Below are 18,367 nucleotides of genomic sequence, written 5' to 3'. Positions count from 1 at the left end.
ACTAACACACTGCGCGTACGTATTATATCACTAAAATTAAGGTAACATGAAAAATTTATTTTTTATTCTGTTTATATCATTTTCTGCCTGTACAAAAAACCTTTCCTATACGGCGGTTGGCAAAAGCGCTGTCGATACGGAATTGGATGAAGAAACTTATCCCGCCAATGGCGACTATATTGTTCAAGTTCGCGATCAGGGCGATACGGAGTGGAAAACACTATTTACTCATAATGCAGTTACCAAAAAATACAGCAATGGACAGTTAGGAAACTGTGGTTTTGTTTCGTTCGATTCTGATTTTTCCAAACCGGTCGAAATACAGGTAACGAAGACATCGGGCAGTATCGGCAGTGTGCGTATACGGCCCAGCTTTACTAATATTACCTATACGCAAAGCGGAAACCAGATCCAGTTTACATTGCAGAACGCACAAAAAATATCGGTGGAATTCAATGGCGATATTATGAACAACCTTTTTGTGTTTGCCAATCCACCTGAACAAAATAAGCCGAACCCCGGAGATCCGGATGTTATTTATTTCGGCCCTGGCATCCATAATGCGGGCGAAATAATTGTCACGGCGGGACAAACCGTTTACCTTGCTGAGGGGGCGCTGGTATATGGATATCTTTGGAGCAGCGACGCTGATAACGTGACCATACGCGGGCGGGGTATACTGGATGGATCGAAATTGAACCATGACGTTAATCAGCATAGGGTATGGTTGGTAGGACTTACCAATGGCAGTCACATTACCATCGATGGAATTGTGATGAGAGATGCCCCTATGTGGACGACCGTTCTTAGAAACACGGACAGTGTAAACATCACCAACATCAAGCACCTCTGTTATAACGAAAATTCAGACGGATTGGATATCATCCAATCGCACCATGTTACAATTGACGATGTGTTCCTGAGAAACCATGATGATAACATAAGCCTGAAAATTCACGATAGTACGGCGACCAGCAACATTACCTTAAAGAATTCTGTATTGTGGGCTGATCGGGCGCACAATATGCTGGTAGGCCCGGAATCCAGTGGAGGTACTTTTGAGCATATCCAATTTGACAACATAGACGTCCTTGAAAACGCACAAAATGATGAAGTATTTCCCGGTGTCATGGCAGTTATGGCAGCGGACGGAGGGGAATTCAGGCAAATCGAGTGGAAAAATATTCGTATCGAGGATATCACAGCTGGTAAAATTATATGTATCCAATACACCGATGCCTACGCCCAGCAGGGGTTTGGCAACAGCGTGGCTGATGTTAGCTTTACGAATGTCACGTATACCGGTAGCAATGCCAGTCCGAGCCGGATTTTCGGAAAGGATGTTTCGCGAACAGTCGATACTGTGCGGTTTAAAAATTTTGTCGTGAATGGGGTTTTGGCCAACGATGAGGCTTCGGCAAATCTACAGGTCAATAGTTTTGTACATAACTTGTCTTTTGTTCCCTGATAAGGGTCCAATATCATTGTGAAAGAACCCCGCTATCTTACAAGATAACTGGGTTCTTTTTATAACCAAAGGGCTCGCTAAGCATTTCCGTTCTCCCTTACTTTCCCATAACCAGTCTGGTCTGTGCGCTGCCGTCGTCTGTCAGATGCACCTGTAACGGTCCTTCCTTGCGGAGATTCCGGTCTATCGCCAGTGTAATCTGATGGGTTCCCTGCGCAAGTGAAGTGGTGAGTTTGCTATTTTCGATGGAAAGGGCTTTTTCATCTGCCCAGCCTGTAACGCCGTTCGCATCGTTAAAGCCAAATGCGATATCGCCGGGGGTAAGGACCTCTACCTCGAACTTCACAAAGCTGTAGCGCTTGTCTTCACCCGTTTCTACGATGGGTAAGTCGCTGATTGGGAGTGCCCCCGAAGTGGTGCTGTAGTGAGGCGGTCCCGCCAATTTGTTGTCTTTGGAGATAGCTTCAATACCATTTTCTTTCACTCTTTTCACCACATCATCGTTGGCTGGCACAGCTTGCCAGCGCCTTACAAACCGTTCCGTGGGGACCCTAAAGTTGCCGGATGTACCCAGTTTTGAAAGAAAACTGATCAGGTCAATAAATTCCTGCTTATCCAGGCTGGCTGTAAGGCTGGGAGGCATGAGCGAACCCGGTATTTTTTCCCTTGTCTTTATGTTATCTTTCGGTATAGCCACTTCATGGCCGGTAACATCCCTCACGATAATCTCACTCGGCCTGTCCGTCACCAGGTACCCCATAATTTCACTGCCATCTGTGCGGACTACACGTTGCAGTTCGTAACCTTCTTTGATTGATTCCGTCGGATAAATAACGGATTTAATGATGGTTTCAGCTGGCGAACTGGTACCAAGACTGCTTAGGTCGGGACCTATCTGTCCGCCCGCTCCACCGATTGCATGGCACGTTAGGCAGGCAAGTTCCCGTTTGCGGAAAATTAACTCTCCTTTTACGGGATCGCCGGTTTTCCGTGCTTCGGAAGCAAGATCTTTGATTTGATCCGGATTGAGGTCCTGCGGCATTCGTTCAGCCGGTAATACACCGCCCGATGCTTCCAGACCCTGGATCAATAATTTGACGTCATCCTTTTCCCTGCGGTCCCACGGAACCGATGTCTGAAGGTGTTGGCGGGCCGCTACAGCCACTTCTTCCGGTATACGGGTAGTCACCAATACTTCGGCCAGCGCCTTGGTCCGTCCGCCGTCAGCAAGAAACGCATCGAATACTCCTTGGGCCTGCTCGGGGTTATCCAGTTTGTTCAGCAGTCCAACTCCGATTTTGGCCGCAGCAGGTGCATTTAGGTAAGCCAGTTGCGAAACCGCGATCAAACGCAGATCCAGTGGGTTTTGTTCCGTAGTCAGCTTTTTCAGGAGTGTTTGTGCTGCCCCCGGGTTTATGGCTCCCAGTGCGCCCATTGCGGTTCTTGCATAGTTACGGTTTTCGTGGTTCGCCAGTTTTTTGAGTTGAGGTTCCAGCGACCTGACTTTCAGTGCCCCGGCTACTTTCATGGCTGCGAGGGCAGAAGCTTCGTCAGTACCTGCAATAATGGGCTGGAGGCGTTCGAGTTGACGATTCGCCGCGACCTGCCGTTTCAATGCAGCATCTTCAATAGCGGCAAGTTCATCTGCCACCTCACGCTTCTGCTGCGAAAATCGGTCGATGGCAACATCCAGAATGTCATTCAGATCGTTTACCTGTCCGCGTTTGGCTATTGCCGATAACGCATCTTTCCGGTATTGCTGCGGAACCTGATCCTGTTTAAAGAGCTGCGTTAGCAAGGCAATGGCATCCATGCTGGCGGCAGACTTTAACGCGTATGATGTTTTCGCGGGATTCCCGAAAAACTCCGGATCACTTTTCAGGCTGGCAAGCCATTGGGGCTCAAGCTGCCGAAGGGTTTGCCACAAGGCAAAGTTAAGGAACTCATCCATCGACTGATCCAATACATCAAGCGCAGTTTTTGCCGCCGCGGCGTTGTTTAACTCCCGGAGCGCAATTACGGCTTCGAGTCGTACCTGTGGATGCGCATCTATGACTGCTTTCTGCAGAATCACATTCAGGTTTTCAACTTTATCGTGCCAAAGTTGTAATGCCCTCAGCGCTCCGCTCCGTACCTGATGGCTTTGTGCGTTCAATAAGCTTTCCAAAAGCGGCCCGTTGTATGTATCAATCGCTTGGAACACCCACAAACCTTCGAGCTTCAATCTTTCGTAATCGTTGCTTTTTTTGTCAAGCTTATCAATCCAGCTTTGCAGTGGCGCAGCAACTTCGCCGGCCCCTTTCTCTTTGAGCAGCTGCCGGGCTTGTCCGCGTGTCCAAGCTTCGGGTGCTTTCAAAGCATCCAAAAGATCGCCGACAGATGCGCCCGCTAACTTAGGCTTCTTTACCAACGATCTTTTTTTAGCTGTGATGCGCCAGATCCGGCCATGTTCCTTGTCGCGCCGGGGGTCATGGAAGTCAACCTCCCCATGCTGGATAATCGGATTATACCAATCGGCAATGTAAATCGCGCCGTCCGGGCCTACTGAAATATCTACCGGGCGAAAGGCAACATGGTCTGTCCACAGCAAGTCGGGCATCTGCTTGGAAGCATATCCGCTGCCCTGTTCTTCCAGTTGGAAGCGATTGACGCGGTTGGCCCGGAAGTCGTTTGTAATCAGACTGCCCGCCCATTCTTCCGGCAGGTGCCGTCCGGAGACGATCTCCAGCCCCGAATGCTTGGGCTGTCCGGGATTCAGCCCCCGGAGTATCTCTTCGGCACCTGGAGAAGCAAGGAAGGTAGCTCCCGGGAATGCATAGTTGATTCCTTCCTCGCCGGCGCCATCGGTAAGGAAAGATTGTCCATATTGATCAAAACGCAGCCCCCATGGATTCACGAGCCCTTTAGCATATACATCAAGTTCGAGTGTATGCGGCTCCAGTTTCCATACACCGCCCCCTTCAAGCCGCCTGATTCCCCAGGGAGTTTCCACGTGACTATGGATGTAGATCGACTGGTTGAAATACAACCTCCCCTCAGGCCCCCAACGGAAGGTATGGATGAGGTGGTGCGTATCGGCAGTTCCGAAACCACTTAATACCCTTCTCCGTGTGTCTGCTTTACCGTCACCGTCTGTATCTGACAGGTGCAGGATTTCAGTGGAGTTCGCCACATAAACTCCACCGTCACCCGGCAGGATACCCGTAGGCTGATGCAGGCCTTCTGCAAAAACTGTTGATTTGTCGGCAACGCCGTCCCCATCGGTATCCTCTAAGATGAATACTTTGTCGCTCGCCTCCTCTCCGGTTTTAACGTGTGGGTATGCGGTACTGCTGATGACCCACAACCGTCCCTCGGCGTCCCAGTTCATTTGAATGGGTTTTGCTACGAGCGGTTCGGAAGCAAACAGCGTTACTTCAAATCCTTCGGCGATATTGAAAGATTCCAGCTCCTTTCTGGGATCGTTTTCAGCATATTCCTTGGGCTCGTCCGGATTGGTAGAACAGGTGGTTAGTAACAGTATCGGTATAATTAGTAGCCCAGGGAAGGTCGATAACACACGTATCAAAATCATCTGCTTATTTTTGCTTTTTAGTTGTTAGTATCTGTCCCGTCTTCGTGAGATGGGTTGGGTTTATTCCGAAATTATTATTCCTTCAAAGGACTGAGTTCGTATCGTTTGACCACAGGTTGCCGGTGCAGTTTAATTTGTCCTTCCAGCCAGGCAATGATAAAATCCAGGTCCTTAAGGCCTTGCTGGTGCCTGCCTTGTTCATATGCTCTGAATCCCAGAATGTAGGTTCTGTTCATGGGGCGATACTGCTGAAAGAATAATTCATTCTTCTTGACAATGTAGCCACAGATCTGGGTAGCCTGTTCCTGCGAGATACCATGGTCCAGCACGATGCCATTTGCCCAGTCAGCCGCTGACGCCGTAACCAATTGTCGTCCGTTTTCAGTTAAGGTATAAAACCCATCTTTCAGACCATTTACCTGCACCGATACAGACACTTCCGCAGCCGGTTTCCCCGAATCAGTTACCGGGAACGGAAGAATGGGTTCTTCCACGCTGAAAGCAATTTTGCCTTCTTTGTCTGAAATGATTTTAGCCGGACCGGACGCCGTAGATTTCGATGCGTTAATGGTTACCTTTGATTCGCGGGGAGGCCATCCGAAAGATTCTTCGAGCACCTGTGCAAGGTAATAATAGCCCTTGTCGTTCAAATGGATGCCATTGTCAAGGAAGATATCGTCTGTGTTTTTGGCAATGGGCGTATAAAGATCCACATACCTTTTTTTGCGTTTCGATGCGACAGTTGAAATCGCATCTGCATACAGCTTGAGGTTTTTGTTTTGGGTCGCTGTGTTTTCCGGATTCCCTGCGAGTTTTACGGGAATCGTAGATAAGAGAATCGTTTGTGCTCCAAGGGCATCGATTGAGTCAATAATTATTTCGAGCCCTTTGACAAATTCGCCAAGACCTTCTTCTCCTTTTTGGGATTCGATTCCGCCATAGGCAACCAGCACGTGATTGGGGGTGGTGCTCCTGATTTGCTGAAACAGTTGCTGATACGGGCTAGGCGGTGTTGTGAATGTGCTCCGTGCTTCTGCAAACACATTATCGCCCACCCAACCAAGGTTGCGGAACGTCAGGTCCTTGTCAGGCCAACGGCTGGAAATCGCAAATTCGAGATATCCCTTTTCTAATTCATTTTCAAAGAGCGAGCTTCCCAGAAAAAGGATCCGTTCGTTTTGTTTTAACTCCAGTGAAGCATGACTGCCCAGTCTTTGAGCGGGAAGGTCTAAGCAGGTGCCGGCCAGCAGGGTACCTATTATTCCACTGGCAAGCAAAAATAACTTTGTCTTTAACATTCGGAATTTGATTAACTATATGATGGTTGTAAATTACTGAAGTCCTTCATTGAAAAACACCCAGAGACCGTCTTTTCCGGCTACAACAATGTCTTTTCTTCCTGAATCCCTCAGGTCGGCAACTTGCATGTAGATACCGGTGCCTTTGCCAACACCTGGAGGGCCGTATGCAATGATGTTTTTTGTAAACGATTTACCATCCCATGTGAAATAATATAAGCCGACGTCATCGTGTGCGCCCGGGTCACCGTCGTTGTGTGCTCTGTAACGTTTGCCGGTTATCAGCTCCGGTTTTCCATCGCCCGTAATGTCGGTCCATACCAATTCATGATATTGGGAAGCTGTATCGTCAATCAGGTGTTTTTTGAAAGAACGTTTTCCGTCGGCGCTGACCTGCTGTTCGTACCAATAGATCCCATAATCATGCGCCGTACCGGCAATCAGGTCGTTTTTTCCATCTCCGTTCAGATCGGTCACAATAATCGGTATACTGGCATGTTCGCCCATGTCAAAATCCGGGTGGAACACCCACTGGTTGTTTCCTTTATTTTCTATCCAGCCATTTTTGACGATGAAGTCACCTTTTCCATCGCCGTTAATGTCACCAAAGCCAATTCCGTGACTTTTATAATCGCCCACTTCGTAACGTACAAATTTGCCGGGGCCCTCCAGTTTAAAATAATGAAGGGGTGAATTGGGGGTGTTCGGTACAATTTCAACCTGTCCGTCGTTATCCAGATCCCAGGCCCTCACGGTCTCCACGTTGCCTACTTTCGCAATTTCGTGGGCAGGCCATTCTTCATTCGTCCCCGGATTTTCGTGCCAGCGTAAGGTCTCTCCAAACCAGCCACCGGTAACAAAATCCATGCGTCCATCTTTGTTGACATCGATGGGAATCGTAGAGAAGTCATCGAAGTATTCGGCAAAAGCAGGCTGATCTCCCAGTCTGTGGCGTTTTCGGAAGATGGTTTTGGCGTCACCCTCGTTAAGGTAATAAAAGTCGCCCGAGACAAGGTCTGGTTTACCGTCGTTATTCACATCAATTACACCGACTGATTCAAAGCTTTCGGCAGCGACGAAATACGGTGTAAACTTTATTTTTTCTTTCTCCTGGGCCCATAAAAATGGGGTTGTAATGGCGCATAGAAAGGGACATAACACAAACGTCCGAACGGATATCCCATGGGTATTGCTAAAAAAATTGAGCATATTGGCAACTTTTGGATTTTTTGGGCAGATCTGCCCGCGTTTATAATTCATTTTTCACCGGGGCCGAAAATACTAAAAAATACGTCATTTCCCTACTTGCGTACAGATTTTTCGCTATACCTCATTTGTCACCCTTGCAAACTTATTCCGATACTCAATTGGCGTAAGCCCGGTAATCTTTTTAAAAATATCCCTAAATGCTTTCGTGTCTGTATAACCTACATCAAACATTATTTCGGTTACATTCTTCCTCGATGCTTCAAAGAAGCTTTTAGCGGCTTCTATTCTGACACGTTGTATATACTCGATGGGGGTGTTGTTGGTAGCCTCTTTAAATCTTCTTTCAAACGTTCTGCGGCCGGTATTAATTAAATTCGCCAACGTTTCTATGGATATTTTATCCTGGTAATGTTGTTCAATGTAATCCTGTACTTTTCGAATATCGTCATAACCGTGGTTCCGCTGGCCTTTGAATATCGCGAATTGAGACTGACTATCCCTCCCGATATCCAATGCAAAATATTTTGAAATCATGATCGCCGTTTCCCTGTCCGAAAACTTTTCAACCAGGTATAAGATTAAATTCCATAAACTGCTTGCCCCGCCGCTGCTGTAAATATTATCGTGTTCTGTGATGATCGCTCCATCTTCCACTTCTACGTCGGGATATCTTTCTTTAAATTCGGTTATATGCGCCCAATGGGTAGAACATTTTTTGCCGTTGAGTAAACCCGTTTCAGCCAGAAGAAAAGCGCCGACGCATAAACTGGCAAGGCTTGCACCTTTTTCGTGCAACTTTTTGAAATAAGGTATTGCTTCCGCATTGGCCTGAATCCCCTTGGCCGTATCGCCAAATGTAGGAGGTATGATTAATAGGTCCGTTTCGGTCACATCTTTGAGCAACCTGTCCGTTTTTATCATGTATTCGCCATTGTTAGCCGGTACATATTCCCTCAGGCCCACGTACTCCACCGTGAAAACGGGCTTTTTGCCAAATGCCGTCAGAAATTCATTGGCGGTGTTAAAAGTTCTGAATGGCGGTGTAACCGCTTCAATTACCCCATATTCAGGTGCAAAGACAGAGATATGCATAGCAGCGAACTAAATTACGTTGCAAGGTAAAAAAAGTTTTGTCATAATTTACCCCTAAAGTTGTCGTCTTTGCAACCGCCCTAACCGGGAGCTCCATTGTAATTTTGAATTGTAAAATTTAATAAACAAAAATTAACTAACAATGGAACCAGTATCAAGAATCACGGTAGAAGCAACAGCAAATGCTCCCGTAGCGGATGTTTGGAAGGCTTGGAATACACCGGGCGATATTATGAAATGGAACACGCCCGATCCAAGTTGGCATACCCCCAGCAGTGAAAACGACCTGCGGGTAGGAGGTAAGTTTAAGAATAGGATGGAAGCCAAAGACGGTAGCTTCGGTTTCGATTTTGAGGGTATTTACGACAAGGTGGAACTACATAAGGAAATTACCTACACCATGCCCAATGGCAGAACAGCCACCACGTTGTTTACCTCACAAGACGGTAACACCTACATAGAAACCACTTTTGATGCTGAAACAGAAAACGACCCTGAATTTCAGAAACAGGGGTGGCAGGCTATCCTGGACAACTTTGTGAACTATGTTGAGTCAAAATAATTTATAAACCATTAATTATCGTAAAATGAAACCATCATGATTTATTCAATCGCACACGGGAATGAATAAACGGCTTCAGCCATCTTGAATGCCGTTGAAATCAAACACAAATGAAAAATCTGATAGCTTCATCACCGTTAAAAAGCAAATTATATACAGATGAAAAAGCATAAAATAATCTTTTGGGTGGCGACTACCTTCATCATCCTTTGGGAAGGCGTCATCCCGCTTAGTACGTTGCTGTTTGCGCCAGAGCAATCGACCGTCGGGACAAGACCCTTGGGTTATCCCGATTACTTTGCCTATGCGCTGATTATCTGTAAAGTACTTGGTGTTATCGCGATCGGCTATCGTAAAACACCCCGTAAGCTGCAGGAATGGGCCTATGCAGGGCTTACGTTCAATTTGATCTTTGCATTCATCAGCCATGCCTGTGTCGATAAAAACATAGGGTTTATGCTGTTGCCACTGGTGGTATTGGCCATTCTTGCTGTTTCTTACGTGTATAACAACAAAATCCGGACCAATGGCTAAGACCAATTATCAAACCATAGACGAGTATCACCAGGCATTCAGCGGCGAAGCGTTGACACGATTGGAGACCGTCCGGAAAGTCGTTAACGAGGTGGTGCCCGATGCCGAGGAATGCATCAGCTATCAGATTCCTTGTTTTAAATACCGCGGTTATCTGATATACTATTGTGCATTTCCCAAACACATCTCCTTGTCGCATCCCTATAGCGAGGCCTTTTGGGAGCACTTCAAGGCCGATCTAGAGGGGTATAAAACCAGTAAATCGGTTATCCAATTTCCAATGGATAAGCCGCTGCCCGAGACGCTGATCAAGAAAATTGTCGCATTCCGAAAAAAGGAGAATGAGGAAAAGGCAGCGCATAATAAGAAAAGAGCATAATAGGAAATAGTTATTGACAAATAAATTTTAACATCATGGAAAGTAATTCAGTTTCTTTACACCGGATAATCAAGGCACGTCCGGAAAAAGTATTTCGCGCATTTGCCGACCCCGTAGCACATGCAACTTGGCTGCCACCTTACGGCTTTGTGTGCACCGTGCAGCAAATGGATTTCAGGGAAGGAGGGAAGTATCACATGACATTTATCAATTTCAGCACGGGGAATGGGCATTCTTTCGGTGGAACATTCCTTGAAATAAAACCCAATGAGTTTATTAAGTACACCGATTCGTTTGACGATCGCAATTTGCCCGGAGAAATCACCACAACTGTATGGCTGAAAGCCGTTTCGTGTGGCACTGAACTGAAGGTATTGCAGGAGGGAATTCCTTCCGCCATACCCCCAGAAATGTGTTATTTAGGCTGGCAGGAATCGCTGGATAAATTGATCAAACTCGTAGAACCTGAAATTCCCGATGCCTAACACAATCTGTTATGAATGGACCCGATAACGGTAAACTTGTGAGTGCGATCTTCATCACATTTTCGGGTAATTGTAAGAAAGCACTCACCTATTACCAAACCTGTTTTGGCGGCACCTTACAGTTTGAAACCTTTGAAGAAGAAATAGCGGGTTATCCAGAGATGCCTGTCGTTAGTGGTTCGCTTGTTTCCGATCGCATCATTATTCACGGTTCAGACCTGGTACACAACGAAGGAAGAACACTCGGAAATTACATGTCTATTTTCCTGTATTGTAAAAATACGGAAGATAGGCAATCGCTCATTGAAAAACTGAAGCTTAAGGAAGAAAACCTTTCTATGGAGGATGATGCCAGTCAAAAGCTCGTTGAGGTAACCGATGCTTTTGATGTGCGGTGGATATTGGGCGTTTAATGTGCGTATCCCTTAGTGGCAGGTTAATTAACCCTTTCCCCGTCTCGATAAGTCACTTCATAGCAGGTGGGAGTTTGTTGCTGTATGCGATCCAGGTAGTGAAACCGTATCTCTGTCTCCTGTGAGGTCATTACCGGTAGGCTCAACGTCTCGTTGAAATGCTTGATAGGTGATTTTTTTTTATCCAAAGCCCGCAATTGCATGAAGGTTTTATGGGCTTCTATACGCTGGCGGATATATTGGTTTAACGGTAAAGGGGCCGCCTCATTGATGGATTTGGCGATGAGGGGCAAAAAGGCACCGTCAATGTCAATGCCCAAACTGTTTCGTTCAGTTGCCATGGCAGCCAGCATCGTGGTACCCGTGCCTAAAAACGGATCGAGTACCACGTCACCCTTCACCGAATACATGCTGATGAGCCGATAGGGAATCTCAAAAGGGAAGGCAGCGCTGCGGTTACGGCTTCCGGAGTTGGCTATCTTCTGTTTGACTCCCTTCAGGTCCCAAAGATCCGAAAACCAGGTGTTGCGTTCTTCCCAGAAAAAAGCACTCTCCCTGCGCAATTGTTTTTCCGCTTCCGATCTAAACACCCGTTTACCTGCCTTACGAAACACCAGTATCCATTCGTGCTCCAGCGTCACATATGCCCCCGCAGGGAGCATACCTGACCCCATAAATTTATTGGGCGCATTGGTTTGCTTGCGCCAAAGGATATTGGGCATATTGGCAAAGCCCAGGCGGAGAAAGGCGGAGATGATACGCGAGTGGTTTGCGTATAAAGCAAACTGATCGTCGATGGTACGGGTGGCATCGCCAATGTTGATACAGGCAAACCCTCCCGGCTTTAATACCCGATAGGTTTGCTCCCACACGGTGTCAAGCAATTGGTGCATCCGCTCAAAAGCCGCAGATCCATCGCCCTGCCGCAGGTCATCGCCAATGGCCGGGTTGATGTTGGCCATGATGTCGTCCCACATCTCGATCATCGGATAAGGAGGTGAAGTTACTACCAAATCTATGGAATGATCGTTCAATTCGATCATTTTCCCCGCGGCCTCGCTGATGATAACCTGATGTTGGGTGGATGGGATGGACATGGCGCAAACTTAGAGAAAAAATGAGCGCTGTGCAACGGGAAGCCGGGATGTTACGGAAGAAGCTCTTTTATGCAATCTTTGATGCGCGGGTTCTGAATTTCTCCTCTTTCAAATATGATATCAAATACAGGCACTCCGAAGTGATTGGTGTAATTGTCATTCTTCCTTTTATTTGCCGCTTTCGCATTGAGGACGTAGGATGCTTCACTGTTGGCATATGACGCGGGTTTTATCTGTATTCCGCAGATTAGCGAATCATTCAGAAACAATTGATAGTCTACGGCATATTCATAGTCAAAATCGCCATCCGTTTTTCGGAATGAGAGGGTAGGGAAAGATTTCCGTAACGAGTCGATGGTTTTTCGTTCCCTGATAATTACCCCGTTCCATGTTTGGCAAATCGTTCTGAATCTTACAGCCTCAACACACTCGCTTTCCGAAATAGCTATACCTCTACTTCTTGCGGTTTCAAAAAGAATCTTCCCTTTTCTACTTATCTGTTCGATGGTCCTGCCGTAATTGAAATTTAAGTTCCTTAAATTCCATCCCATTTGCTGTATCGCGGTCTTGTTTCTGCGAACCAGCTGTTCGTCATCCAACTTTTCCCTGATATCCGGACTGAAGGCTAGTAGCTGGCGTTCTCTTTCTTTTCCCGAATTGTAATAGTAGTTTTCCCATTCCTCTTTATCTCGGAACTCGTTGGTTTCAATAAGCCTAGTAACGTAGCCAACGCTCCAAGGGTCGTTAAGCATCAGCTCATTCCATAACCCATTCGTGCTTTCAAATCGTCCAATGTCCAATTTGTTTATAAACTCTTCCATACCGCTATGTATTACTGCGTTCCGTTCACCGGTATTCAATTTAGCTTGGCAATTTTCAGTAGCTCAATATACGCATTATCCATCGGTTTCAGGTATTACTATTTATTACTTACTCATTTCTCAGGCTCTTTACGGGGTTTGCCATCGCTGCTTTTATTGCCTGGAAGCTTATTGTTACCAGTGCAATCACGATTGCAGCGAGTCCACCTATGGCAAATGGCCACCAACTGATGTTGATGCGATACGCATAATCCTGCAACCATTGGTACATGTAATACCATGTTAAGGGTGTCGCAATCGCAAAGGCAATGGCAATGAGTACGATAAATTCTTTTGAAAACGAGTAAACGATATTGCCTGTGCTGGCGCCTAATACTTTACGGATACCTACTTCTTTGATTCGCTGCACAGCCATAAAAGAGACTAAACCATACAAGCCGAGGCAGCTGAGGAATATTGCAATGGCGGCAAAAATTTTATACAAAGCTGCTAACTGATTTTCCTGTTTGTAAAAACTTTCAATTTTATCATCCAGAAACTTGTATTCATAGACATAATCCGGAAATGTTTGCTCCCATATTTTTTTAACAGCCAGCATGGTGGAAGCAATGTTTGTCGTCGTAAGCTTTATTCCCACCTGGCGGTACATGGTGCTGTTTGTGGTAATGAGCAATGGAGCCAGGCTGTGGTGAAACGATCGATCGTTAAAGTCTTTCAATACCCCAACAACGGGGCATTTTATCAGATCACCCAACATGCTTATTTCTTTGCCCAATATATCTTCCGGTTTTTTCAATCCCAAGCTTTTTACAAGCGATTCGTTTACTAGGAATTCGCTGGTCATACCGGAGGGTTGTAAATTTCTTCCGGCAACCAATTGCAATTTATATGTCGGTACATAATCGTTGTCGGCAAATTTAGCAATAGCCTGAAAATCCGCTTCCTTTATTGCACGATCAAATTTTAGTTCTGTCCATAGGTCATCGTTATTTTCAATCGGTGTGTTGGAGCTGAAGCTTACTGCCTGTACACCGTTTACAGTCAAAAGCTGTTGCCGTAGATAATCCGTCAGCTCGGTGCCGGTACTATCCGGGCGGAAAGGAACATTTACAAGGGCATCTTTGTCGAATCCCAAGGGTCGACTCATAAAATAATTCATCTGCTTCGCAATCACCAGTGTGCCGATGATCAACGCCTGCGCTATGATAAATTGAAATACCACCAGTGCAGTGCTCTTCTCAACGAAATTCCATTTGTAGTACCTGCTGTAAGTTTACGCTGCAAGGCATGAACCGGATTAAAGCGTGATAAAACCAGCGAAGGATAAAAACCGGCGAGTGCGGTTACCATAAAGGCTACTGTCAAAAGGAATAAAATAATAGCCGGATTATCCAATATGTTGAATGAAAGTGAAAGTTCCAAAAGGCGATTGATGGAAGGTAAAGCAAGGAGGGTGATCGCCACCGCAAGCCCTACAGCACCGGTAACGATCAGGAATGTTTCAACGATGAACTGGATCTGTAATTGAGATTTGTTGCTCCCCAAAACTTTTCTCACGCCAACTTCCTTTGCACGATTAACTGCTTGTGCCGTGGAGAGGTTAATAAAGTTAACACAGGCAATTAACAGGATGAATGCGGCAATCAACCACAATACATTGATCAGCTCACGACTGATGGTTTTATTGCTGTAATTACCGGTTTGTGTGTCATAATGAACCTCACTTAATGCCTGTATCGCATAACTGTCCTTCTTGTCGGCAGACTGTACCTTCCGTGCGTAGGCGCTCAATTGCTGATTAAAATCGTCTACAGTTATATCCGCTGGCAACAATATGTAGCAGCCAAATTCAGGAGCTGTAGCGTTCCAATCGGGAATCTGTAATCCATATTCTTGGTCTCCTGTAAAATCCGTTCCGAAGGCAATGACGAGCTTCAATTGAAAGTCTGTATTTGCCGGTACACTGGCCAGAATGCCCGAAACCTTTAGCGCAATTGGCGGAGATTGAAACAAGCCAGCACCGATGCGATAGGATCCGGTTAATTTCAGGGTTTTACCCATGGCCGTCTTCCAGTCGCCGAAATACTTCTCTGCAATCTCTTTTGTAAGCAATACATTATTCGGATCTTTTAAGGAAGTATACGAACCCGCAAGCAGCGGAAAATCAAATATGCTGAAGAAAGAAGGCGTCGTATAAAACACGCCGTTCAGTTCTTTGAAGTTCTTTACAGGAGTGCCATTGCCATCCAATACCTGTAACTGATCGTTATGACCCGCGTAAATCGGGGCTATTTGTTCCAGTTGCGGAAAAGCTGTTTTCAATCCGGTAGGCAGCGGAAATGGGACACCCTTTCCATAAGAGATGCCTGCTGCATCGGCCGGATGATGTTCGGTTAGCACACGATAGATGCGGTCTTTCTTCGCATGAAAAAGATCAAAGCTGGTTTGAAATTGTATGATGATAAAGATCATCATACAAACGGCAATACCAACCGCCAATCCGGTAATGTTCATAACGGTATAGCCTTTGTTACGTAATAAATTTCGCCGGGCTATTTTAAAATAGTTTTTAAACATAAAATTGCGGTTTGATTCCTTATGAGACCACTTCAGAGTGGTTTCATTATTCGAAATTACCGTCGCAAACCGATTGTGGCGTTCCAAGTTATAAGATGGGCCTTCTTTTTTAAGATCGTTTTTATACGCCACCGGGCTTTTCCCGGTTATTTGCTTAAACGCCCGGTTAAAGGTGGTTTTGGAGTTAAATCCCGATTCATAGGCAATACCCAGTAAGGTCAGGTGGTCATGAGCGGGGTCCTGCATTTTCTGAACCACGTCTGCAACGCGATATTCATTGACGAAATCGCTGAAATTTTTTTTAAGCACGGTATTGACAATCCGGGATAACTCATGGGAAGTCAGCTCAAGTTTTTCTGCCAGCGAGTTCAGACTCAGTTCCGGGTCTTTGTAACAGCCATTGGTTTTGACAACTTTTTTCAGCCAGGTGCCTTTGTGTTTCAATTCCATCGGCAGCGATGGTTTCAGGAACGAAGGTGCGTCTGCAGGTACACCAACTTCCTGCCTGAAAAAGGCCACGGCCGCCATCCGGACGGCCATTGCCACTAAAAGAAGATACAGGGGATAATAAGCATGGGTGGCCAACCGGTAATCGTAAACGAAATAATCAACAGTGGTGAAGGGAATCCATAAGAGCCACGACAAGGCAAAGACTATCAGTAAATGACGCAGCCACCTCAATTCGTACCGGTGCCGATCGCCACCGTTAAATTTCAGTCCTTGGTAAAAGCGTTCTATCAGCCTGTGAGATGCATATAGGTAAGCGCTAACTGAAAGGAAGGCCAGCAATTGTAATACCGGGTTCAGCTGCTGAAAGGTCAATGTTTGGTAAGTAGCTGCACCCGTCTGGATACTTTCCTTAATCTCCAATATCAGCGCACCCTGTTCAAGCAACAGCGGACTGAAATGCAGAAGGTCCTTAACGCGAAACGGATTTTTAGGTTGTGTTATTTTGCGGACGTAAAAGAAGATCAACGGGCCTAACGCCAGTGAAAATTGTAGCGGCAGCCAGCTCCAGTAAGAAAAAAGACCTTCAAGACCGATATCTCTGCCTAGCAGCCAAAGCAACCACAGTACCATCGTAGTTAGGGCCAGACTCAAAAAGCGATTTGCCGCCCGGTTGATTTTTTTGACGAATCCCAACTGCAGTGCAAAAGATAACCCAATAAATATCGCTCCCAAAAAGGCTAGGTCGTAGGGGGTGATATCAAAGCTATATGTTTTCAAGCAGTTTTTTACGTCAATCGCTGTTCCAAATTATTAACTTGCTGATATATATCAACATAACATTTATTTTATGCTAATTGGTGTAACGAAACCGAACATCAGGTGTTCGGTTTGGAAGAAAATTGTGGGTCCGTATGTCCCGTAGGTCATAGTATTGTGGTAAAGAATATAGTATTTTACAATTTTAACCCAATTTCCAATGCATCCCAATTGCTCTTAAAAGAAGGTATCATAACGGCTGTATATTGAAAATTCGGTGTAAATGTTACGGTTTGTGTACCGTCTATGTCATTCCGATGGAGTCCAAGATTCGGGTATACATTTGCCATTGTGCCTATAGCAGTCATTTTTAGCGGGCGGCCATCACTCAATTTCGCTTTAATGGTGTATTTTCCTATCGGGATGTTATGGATGCTGAACCGCTCGAAATTACCTATTTGCCGGATAATTTTGAAAGCGCGTGTCTCGCCATACATACCACTCCCTACCGGTATAAGTTCAATTTCAATCACTCCATTATCCGGTAGATATTCCGGATCCTTGTAATAATCGCTCGGACTATAAGTATTAAAATCAAACGACAACGCCCCGCCATAATAATTGCTCTCATTGCTTGGCTGTTGCGCAACTTCATCCGGGTTGGCAGGCCCATAAGATAGCAACACAAAATTTTTGACCACACCGTTGCCTGAAGGGAAAGAAGCAATGCCGCCAACGGGATATAGCGCCATCACCGTTGGTGTATCGTTATACGTTACCGTAATGGCGGTACCAAAAAAGTAGGCCGCTCCCAACGGTATAAGAAATTCGTAGTAACCATTTTCATCCGTCACGCCACTGCCGCTGGAATAATAACCCCCGCCCATTGAAGAAGACACCCCGATATGGGCACCCTTCAACGGTTTGCCCGTCAGGTCAGCTACGTACCCCCGGGCAGTATTCGATTTAGTCGACAAGGAAGGGAAATTAGGCATGCTGGGAATTGCATTGCCCATCACATTGACATAATATTCACTACCGGAGATCGTAAAATTTGCCCGGCCATCAACGATCGGCAAGTCGGGTTGTGCTCCCCAATCCGGTGCGGAGTCTCCTTCTAAATTTTTGGAGCAGCCGATCATTAGTAAGGCTGCCAAGAATAAGCTGTTGTTCATGATTATATGTTTTTAATTATAAAAAAAATATGCCCAAGTTATGCCGGCAACCGGCATCCATGGGAATTTCCCGCGATAGCCTGTTCAATACGATTGCCATCAATCAAGGCCCATTGCTGCACAATTCGACCATTTGCCAACTCAAAGAATCGGTACCCCGAAGTCGTGATGTCAACGCCGGTTGCAGCATATCCTCTCCATTCTCCTATATGGTGCAATTCCATTTTGATCCGTATGCATACTTGATTGCCCTCTGCCAGTATATCCTCCACGATGGTACGATGCCGAAAAGATTTTCCTGTCGCAGCAATCCACATTTGGGTCCCTGCAAGCCCTTCCGGGAAACCAAGAGGCAAGGAATGATCTATAAAACGATCACTTACATAGTCTACGAGATGTTCTATTTCCTGCCGGTTCCATACGTTAGCGATAAAACCTAAAACCAATTCTTTATTTTCCATAATTATTTCTTTAGTA

16 protein-coding genes are annotated in these 18,367 nt (G+C 45.9%); 6 read left to right on the top strand and 10 right to left on the bottom strand.

Annotation, left to right across the window (positions count from 1 at the left end; all coding sequences use genetic code 11):
* Positions 1 to 46: 46 nt before the first annotated feature.
* Positions 47 to 1,468 carry a glycosyl hydrolase family 28 protein gene (locus IEX60_RS17965; protein WP_188752795.1) on the top strand — a complete coding sequence of 474 codons (1,422 nt, stop codon included), beginning with the start codon at positions 47 to 49 and terminating at the stop codon, positions 1,466 to 1,468.
* A 97-nt stretch (positions 1,469 to 1,565) separates the two neighbouring features.
* Here the strand turns inward: IEX60_RS17965 and IEX60_RS17960 are convergent, their stop codons facing one another.
* From IEX60_RS17960 to IEX60_RS17945, 4 genes are all read right to left on the bottom strand, one after another.
* Positions 1,566 to 5,042, bottom strand: a complete 3,477-nt coding sequence (locus IEX60_RS17960; protein ID WP_188752794.1) for a PVC-type heme-binding CxxCH protein — start codon at positions 5,040 to 5,042, stop codon at positions 1,566 to 1,568.
* Positions 5,043 to 5,116: 74 nt separating this feature from the next.
* The gene (locus tag IEX60_RS17955; RefSeq protein WP_188752793.1) at positions 5,117 to 6,340 is read right to left on the bottom strand and encodes a GDSL-type esterase/lipase family protein; all 1,224 of its coding nucleotides are present in this window, start codon (positions 6,338 to 6,340) and stop codon (positions 5,117 to 5,119) included.
* 33 nt (positions 6,341 to 6,373) lie between these two features.
* Entirely contained in the window at positions 6,374 to 7,549 is a 1,176-nt protein-coding gene (locus tag IEX60_RS17950; RefSeq protein WP_188752792.1) for an FG-GAP repeat domain-containing protein, read from the bottom strand.
* Between the two features lie 114 nt (positions 7,550 to 7,663).
* Positions 7,664 to 8,641: a GlxA family transcriptional regulator gene (locus tag IEX60_RS17945; protein ID WP_188752791.1), complete on the bottom strand. Its 978-nt coding sequence runs from the start codon at positions 8,639 to 8,641 to the stop codon at positions 7,664 to 7,666.
* Between the two features lie 142 nt (positions 8,642 to 8,783).
* On the opposite strand from IEX60_RS17945, the gene IEX60_RS17940 reads away from it, so the two are divergent.
* From IEX60_RS17940 to IEX60_RS17920, 5 genes are all read left to right on the top strand, one after another.
* On the top strand, positions 8,784 to 9,203 hold the full coding sequence (locus IEX60_RS17940; protein WP_188752790.1) for an SRPBCC family protein: 420 nt from the start codon (positions 8,784 to 8,786) through the stop codon (positions 9,201 to 9,203).
* A 159-nt stretch (positions 9,204 to 9,362) separates the two neighbouring features.
* The gene (locus IEX60_RS17935) at positions 9,363 to 9,737 is read left to right on the top strand and encodes a DoxX family protein (protein ID WP_188752789.1); all 375 of its coding nucleotides are present in this window, start codon (positions 9,363 to 9,365) and stop codon (positions 9,735 to 9,737) included.
* Positions 9,730 to 10,116: an iron chaperone gene (locus tag IEX60_RS17930; protein WP_188752788.1), complete on the top strand. Its 387-nt coding sequence runs from the start codon at positions 9,730 to 9,732 to the stop codon at positions 10,114 to 10,116. The genes IEX60_RS17935 and IEX60_RS17930 overlap by 8 nt, the downstream gene beginning before the upstream one ends.
* A 35-nt stretch (positions 10,117 to 10,151) precedes the next feature.
* Complete coding sequence (locus IEX60_RS17925) at positions 10,152 to 10,601, top strand: SRPBCC family protein (RefSeq protein WP_188752787.1); 450 nt, start codon at positions 10,152 to 10,154, stop codon at positions 10,599 to 10,601.
* Positions 10,602 to 10,612: 11 nt separating this feature from the next.
* Complete coding sequence (locus IEX60_RS17920; protein ID WP_188752786.1) at positions 10,613 to 11,014, top strand: VOC family protein; 402 nt, start codon at positions 10,613 to 10,615, stop codon at positions 11,012 to 11,014.
* A gap of 23 nt (positions 11,015 to 11,037) precedes the next feature.
* Here the strand turns inward: IEX60_RS17920 and IEX60_RS17915 are convergent, their stop codons facing one another.
* The 6 genes from IEX60_RS17915 to IEX60_RS17890 form a co-directional block, all read right to left on the bottom strand.
* Complete coding sequence (locus IEX60_RS17915) at positions 11,038 to 12,111, bottom strand: DNA-methyltransferase (RefSeq protein WP_188752785.1); 1,074 nt, start codon at positions 12,109 to 12,111, stop codon at positions 11,038 to 11,040.
* A gap of 50 nt (positions 12,112 to 12,161) precedes the next feature.
* A complete protein-coding gene (locus IEX60_RS17910; RefSeq protein ID WP_188752784.1) occupies positions 12,162 to 12,932 on the bottom strand; it encodes an MjaI family restriction endonuclease in 771 nt (256 codons plus the stop codon).
* A 109-nt stretch (positions 12,933 to 13,041) separates the two neighbouring features.
* Entirely contained in the window at positions 13,042 to 14,154 is a 1,113-nt protein-coding gene (locus IEX60_RS24870) for an ABC transporter permease (protein WP_229717629.1), read from the bottom strand.
* Positions 14,133 to 16,736, bottom strand: coding sequence for an ABC transporter permease (locus tag IEX60_RS24865; RefSeq protein ID WP_229717628.1), 2,604 nt, complete (start codon positions 16,734 to 16,736; stop codon positions 14,133 to 14,135). The genes IEX60_RS24870 and IEX60_RS24865 overlap by 22 nt, the downstream gene beginning before the upstream one ends.
* Before the next feature lie 176 nt (positions 16,737 to 16,912).
* Positions 16,913 to 17,890 carry a hypothetical protein gene (locus IEX60_RS17895; protein ID WP_188752783.1) on the bottom strand — a complete coding sequence of 326 codons (978 nt, stop codon included), beginning with the start codon at positions 17,888 to 17,890 and terminating at the stop codon, positions 16,913 to 16,915.
* 38 nt (positions 17,891 to 17,928) lie between these two features.
* The gene (locus IEX60_RS17890; RefSeq protein WP_188752782.1) at positions 17,929 to 18,351 is read right to left on the bottom strand and encodes an ester cyclase; all 423 of its coding nucleotides are present in this window, start codon (positions 18,349 to 18,351) and stop codon (positions 17,929 to 17,931) included.
* Between the last annotated feature and the right edge of the window lie 16 nt (positions 18,352 to 18,367).

This window comes from Parapedobacter defluvii, assembly GCF_014642075.1.
GTDB lineage: Bacteria > Bacteroidota > Bacteroidia > Sphingobacteriales > Sphingobacteriaceae > Parapedobacter > Parapedobacter defluvii.
This window is presented reverse-complemented; position numbering and strand designations above follow the sequence as displayed.

Excerpts from the sequence above, each read along its gene's own strand:
- IEX60_RS17965 (WP_188752795.1), top strand. The coding sequence starts at position 47 with ATGAAAAATTTATTTTTTATTCTGTTTATATCATTTTCTGCCTGTACA.
- IEX60_RS17960 (WP_188752794.1), bottom strand. The coding sequence starts at position 5,042 with ATGATTTTGATACGTGTGTTATCGACCTTCCCTGGGCTACTAATTATA.
- IEX60_RS17955 (WP_188752793.1), bottom strand. The coding sequence starts at position 6,340 with ATGTTAAAGACAAAGTTATTTTTGCTTGCCAGTGGAATAATAGGTACC.
- IEX60_RS17950 (WP_188752792.1), bottom strand. The coding sequence starts at position 7,549 with ATGCTCAATTTTTTTAGCAATACCCATGGGATATCCGTTCGGACGTTT.
- IEX60_RS17945 (WP_188752791.1), bottom strand. The coding sequence starts at position 8,641 with ATGCATATCTCTGTCTTTGCACCTGAATATGGGGTAATTGAAGCGGTT.
- IEX60_RS17940 (WP_188752790.1), top strand. The coding sequence starts at position 8,784 with ATGGAACCAGTATCAAGAATCACGGTAGAAGCAACAGCAAATGCTCCC.
- IEX60_RS17935 (WP_188752789.1), top strand. The coding sequence starts at position 9,363 with ATGAAAAAGCATAAAATAATCTTTTGGGTGGCGACTACCTTCATCATC.
- IEX60_RS17930 (WP_188752788.1), top strand. The coding sequence starts at position 9,730 with ATGGCTAAGACCAATTATCAAACCATAGACGAGTATCACCAGGCATTC.
- IEX60_RS17925 (WP_188752787.1), top strand. The coding sequence starts at position 10,152 with ATGGAAAGTAATTCAGTTTCTTTACACCGGATAATCAAGGCACGTCCG.
- IEX60_RS17920 (WP_188752786.1), top strand. The coding sequence starts at position 10,613 with ATGAATGGACCCGATAACGGTAAACTTGTGAGTGCGATCTTCATCACA.
- IEX60_RS17915 (WP_188752785.1), bottom strand. The coding sequence starts at position 12,111 with ATGTCCATCCCATCCACCCAACATCAGGTTATCATCAGCGAGGCCGCG.
- IEX60_RS17910 (WP_188752784.1), bottom strand. The coding sequence starts at position 12,932 with ATGGAAGAGTTTATAAACAAATTGGACATTGGACGATTTGAAAGCACG.
- IEX60_RS17895 (WP_188752783.1), bottom strand. The coding sequence starts at position 17,890 with ATGAACAACAGCTTATTCTTGGCAGCCTTACTAATGATCGGCTGCTCC.
- IEX60_RS17890 (WP_188752782.1), bottom strand. The coding sequence starts at position 18,351 with ATGGAAAATAAAGAATTGGTTTTAGGTTTTATCGCTAACGTATGGAAC.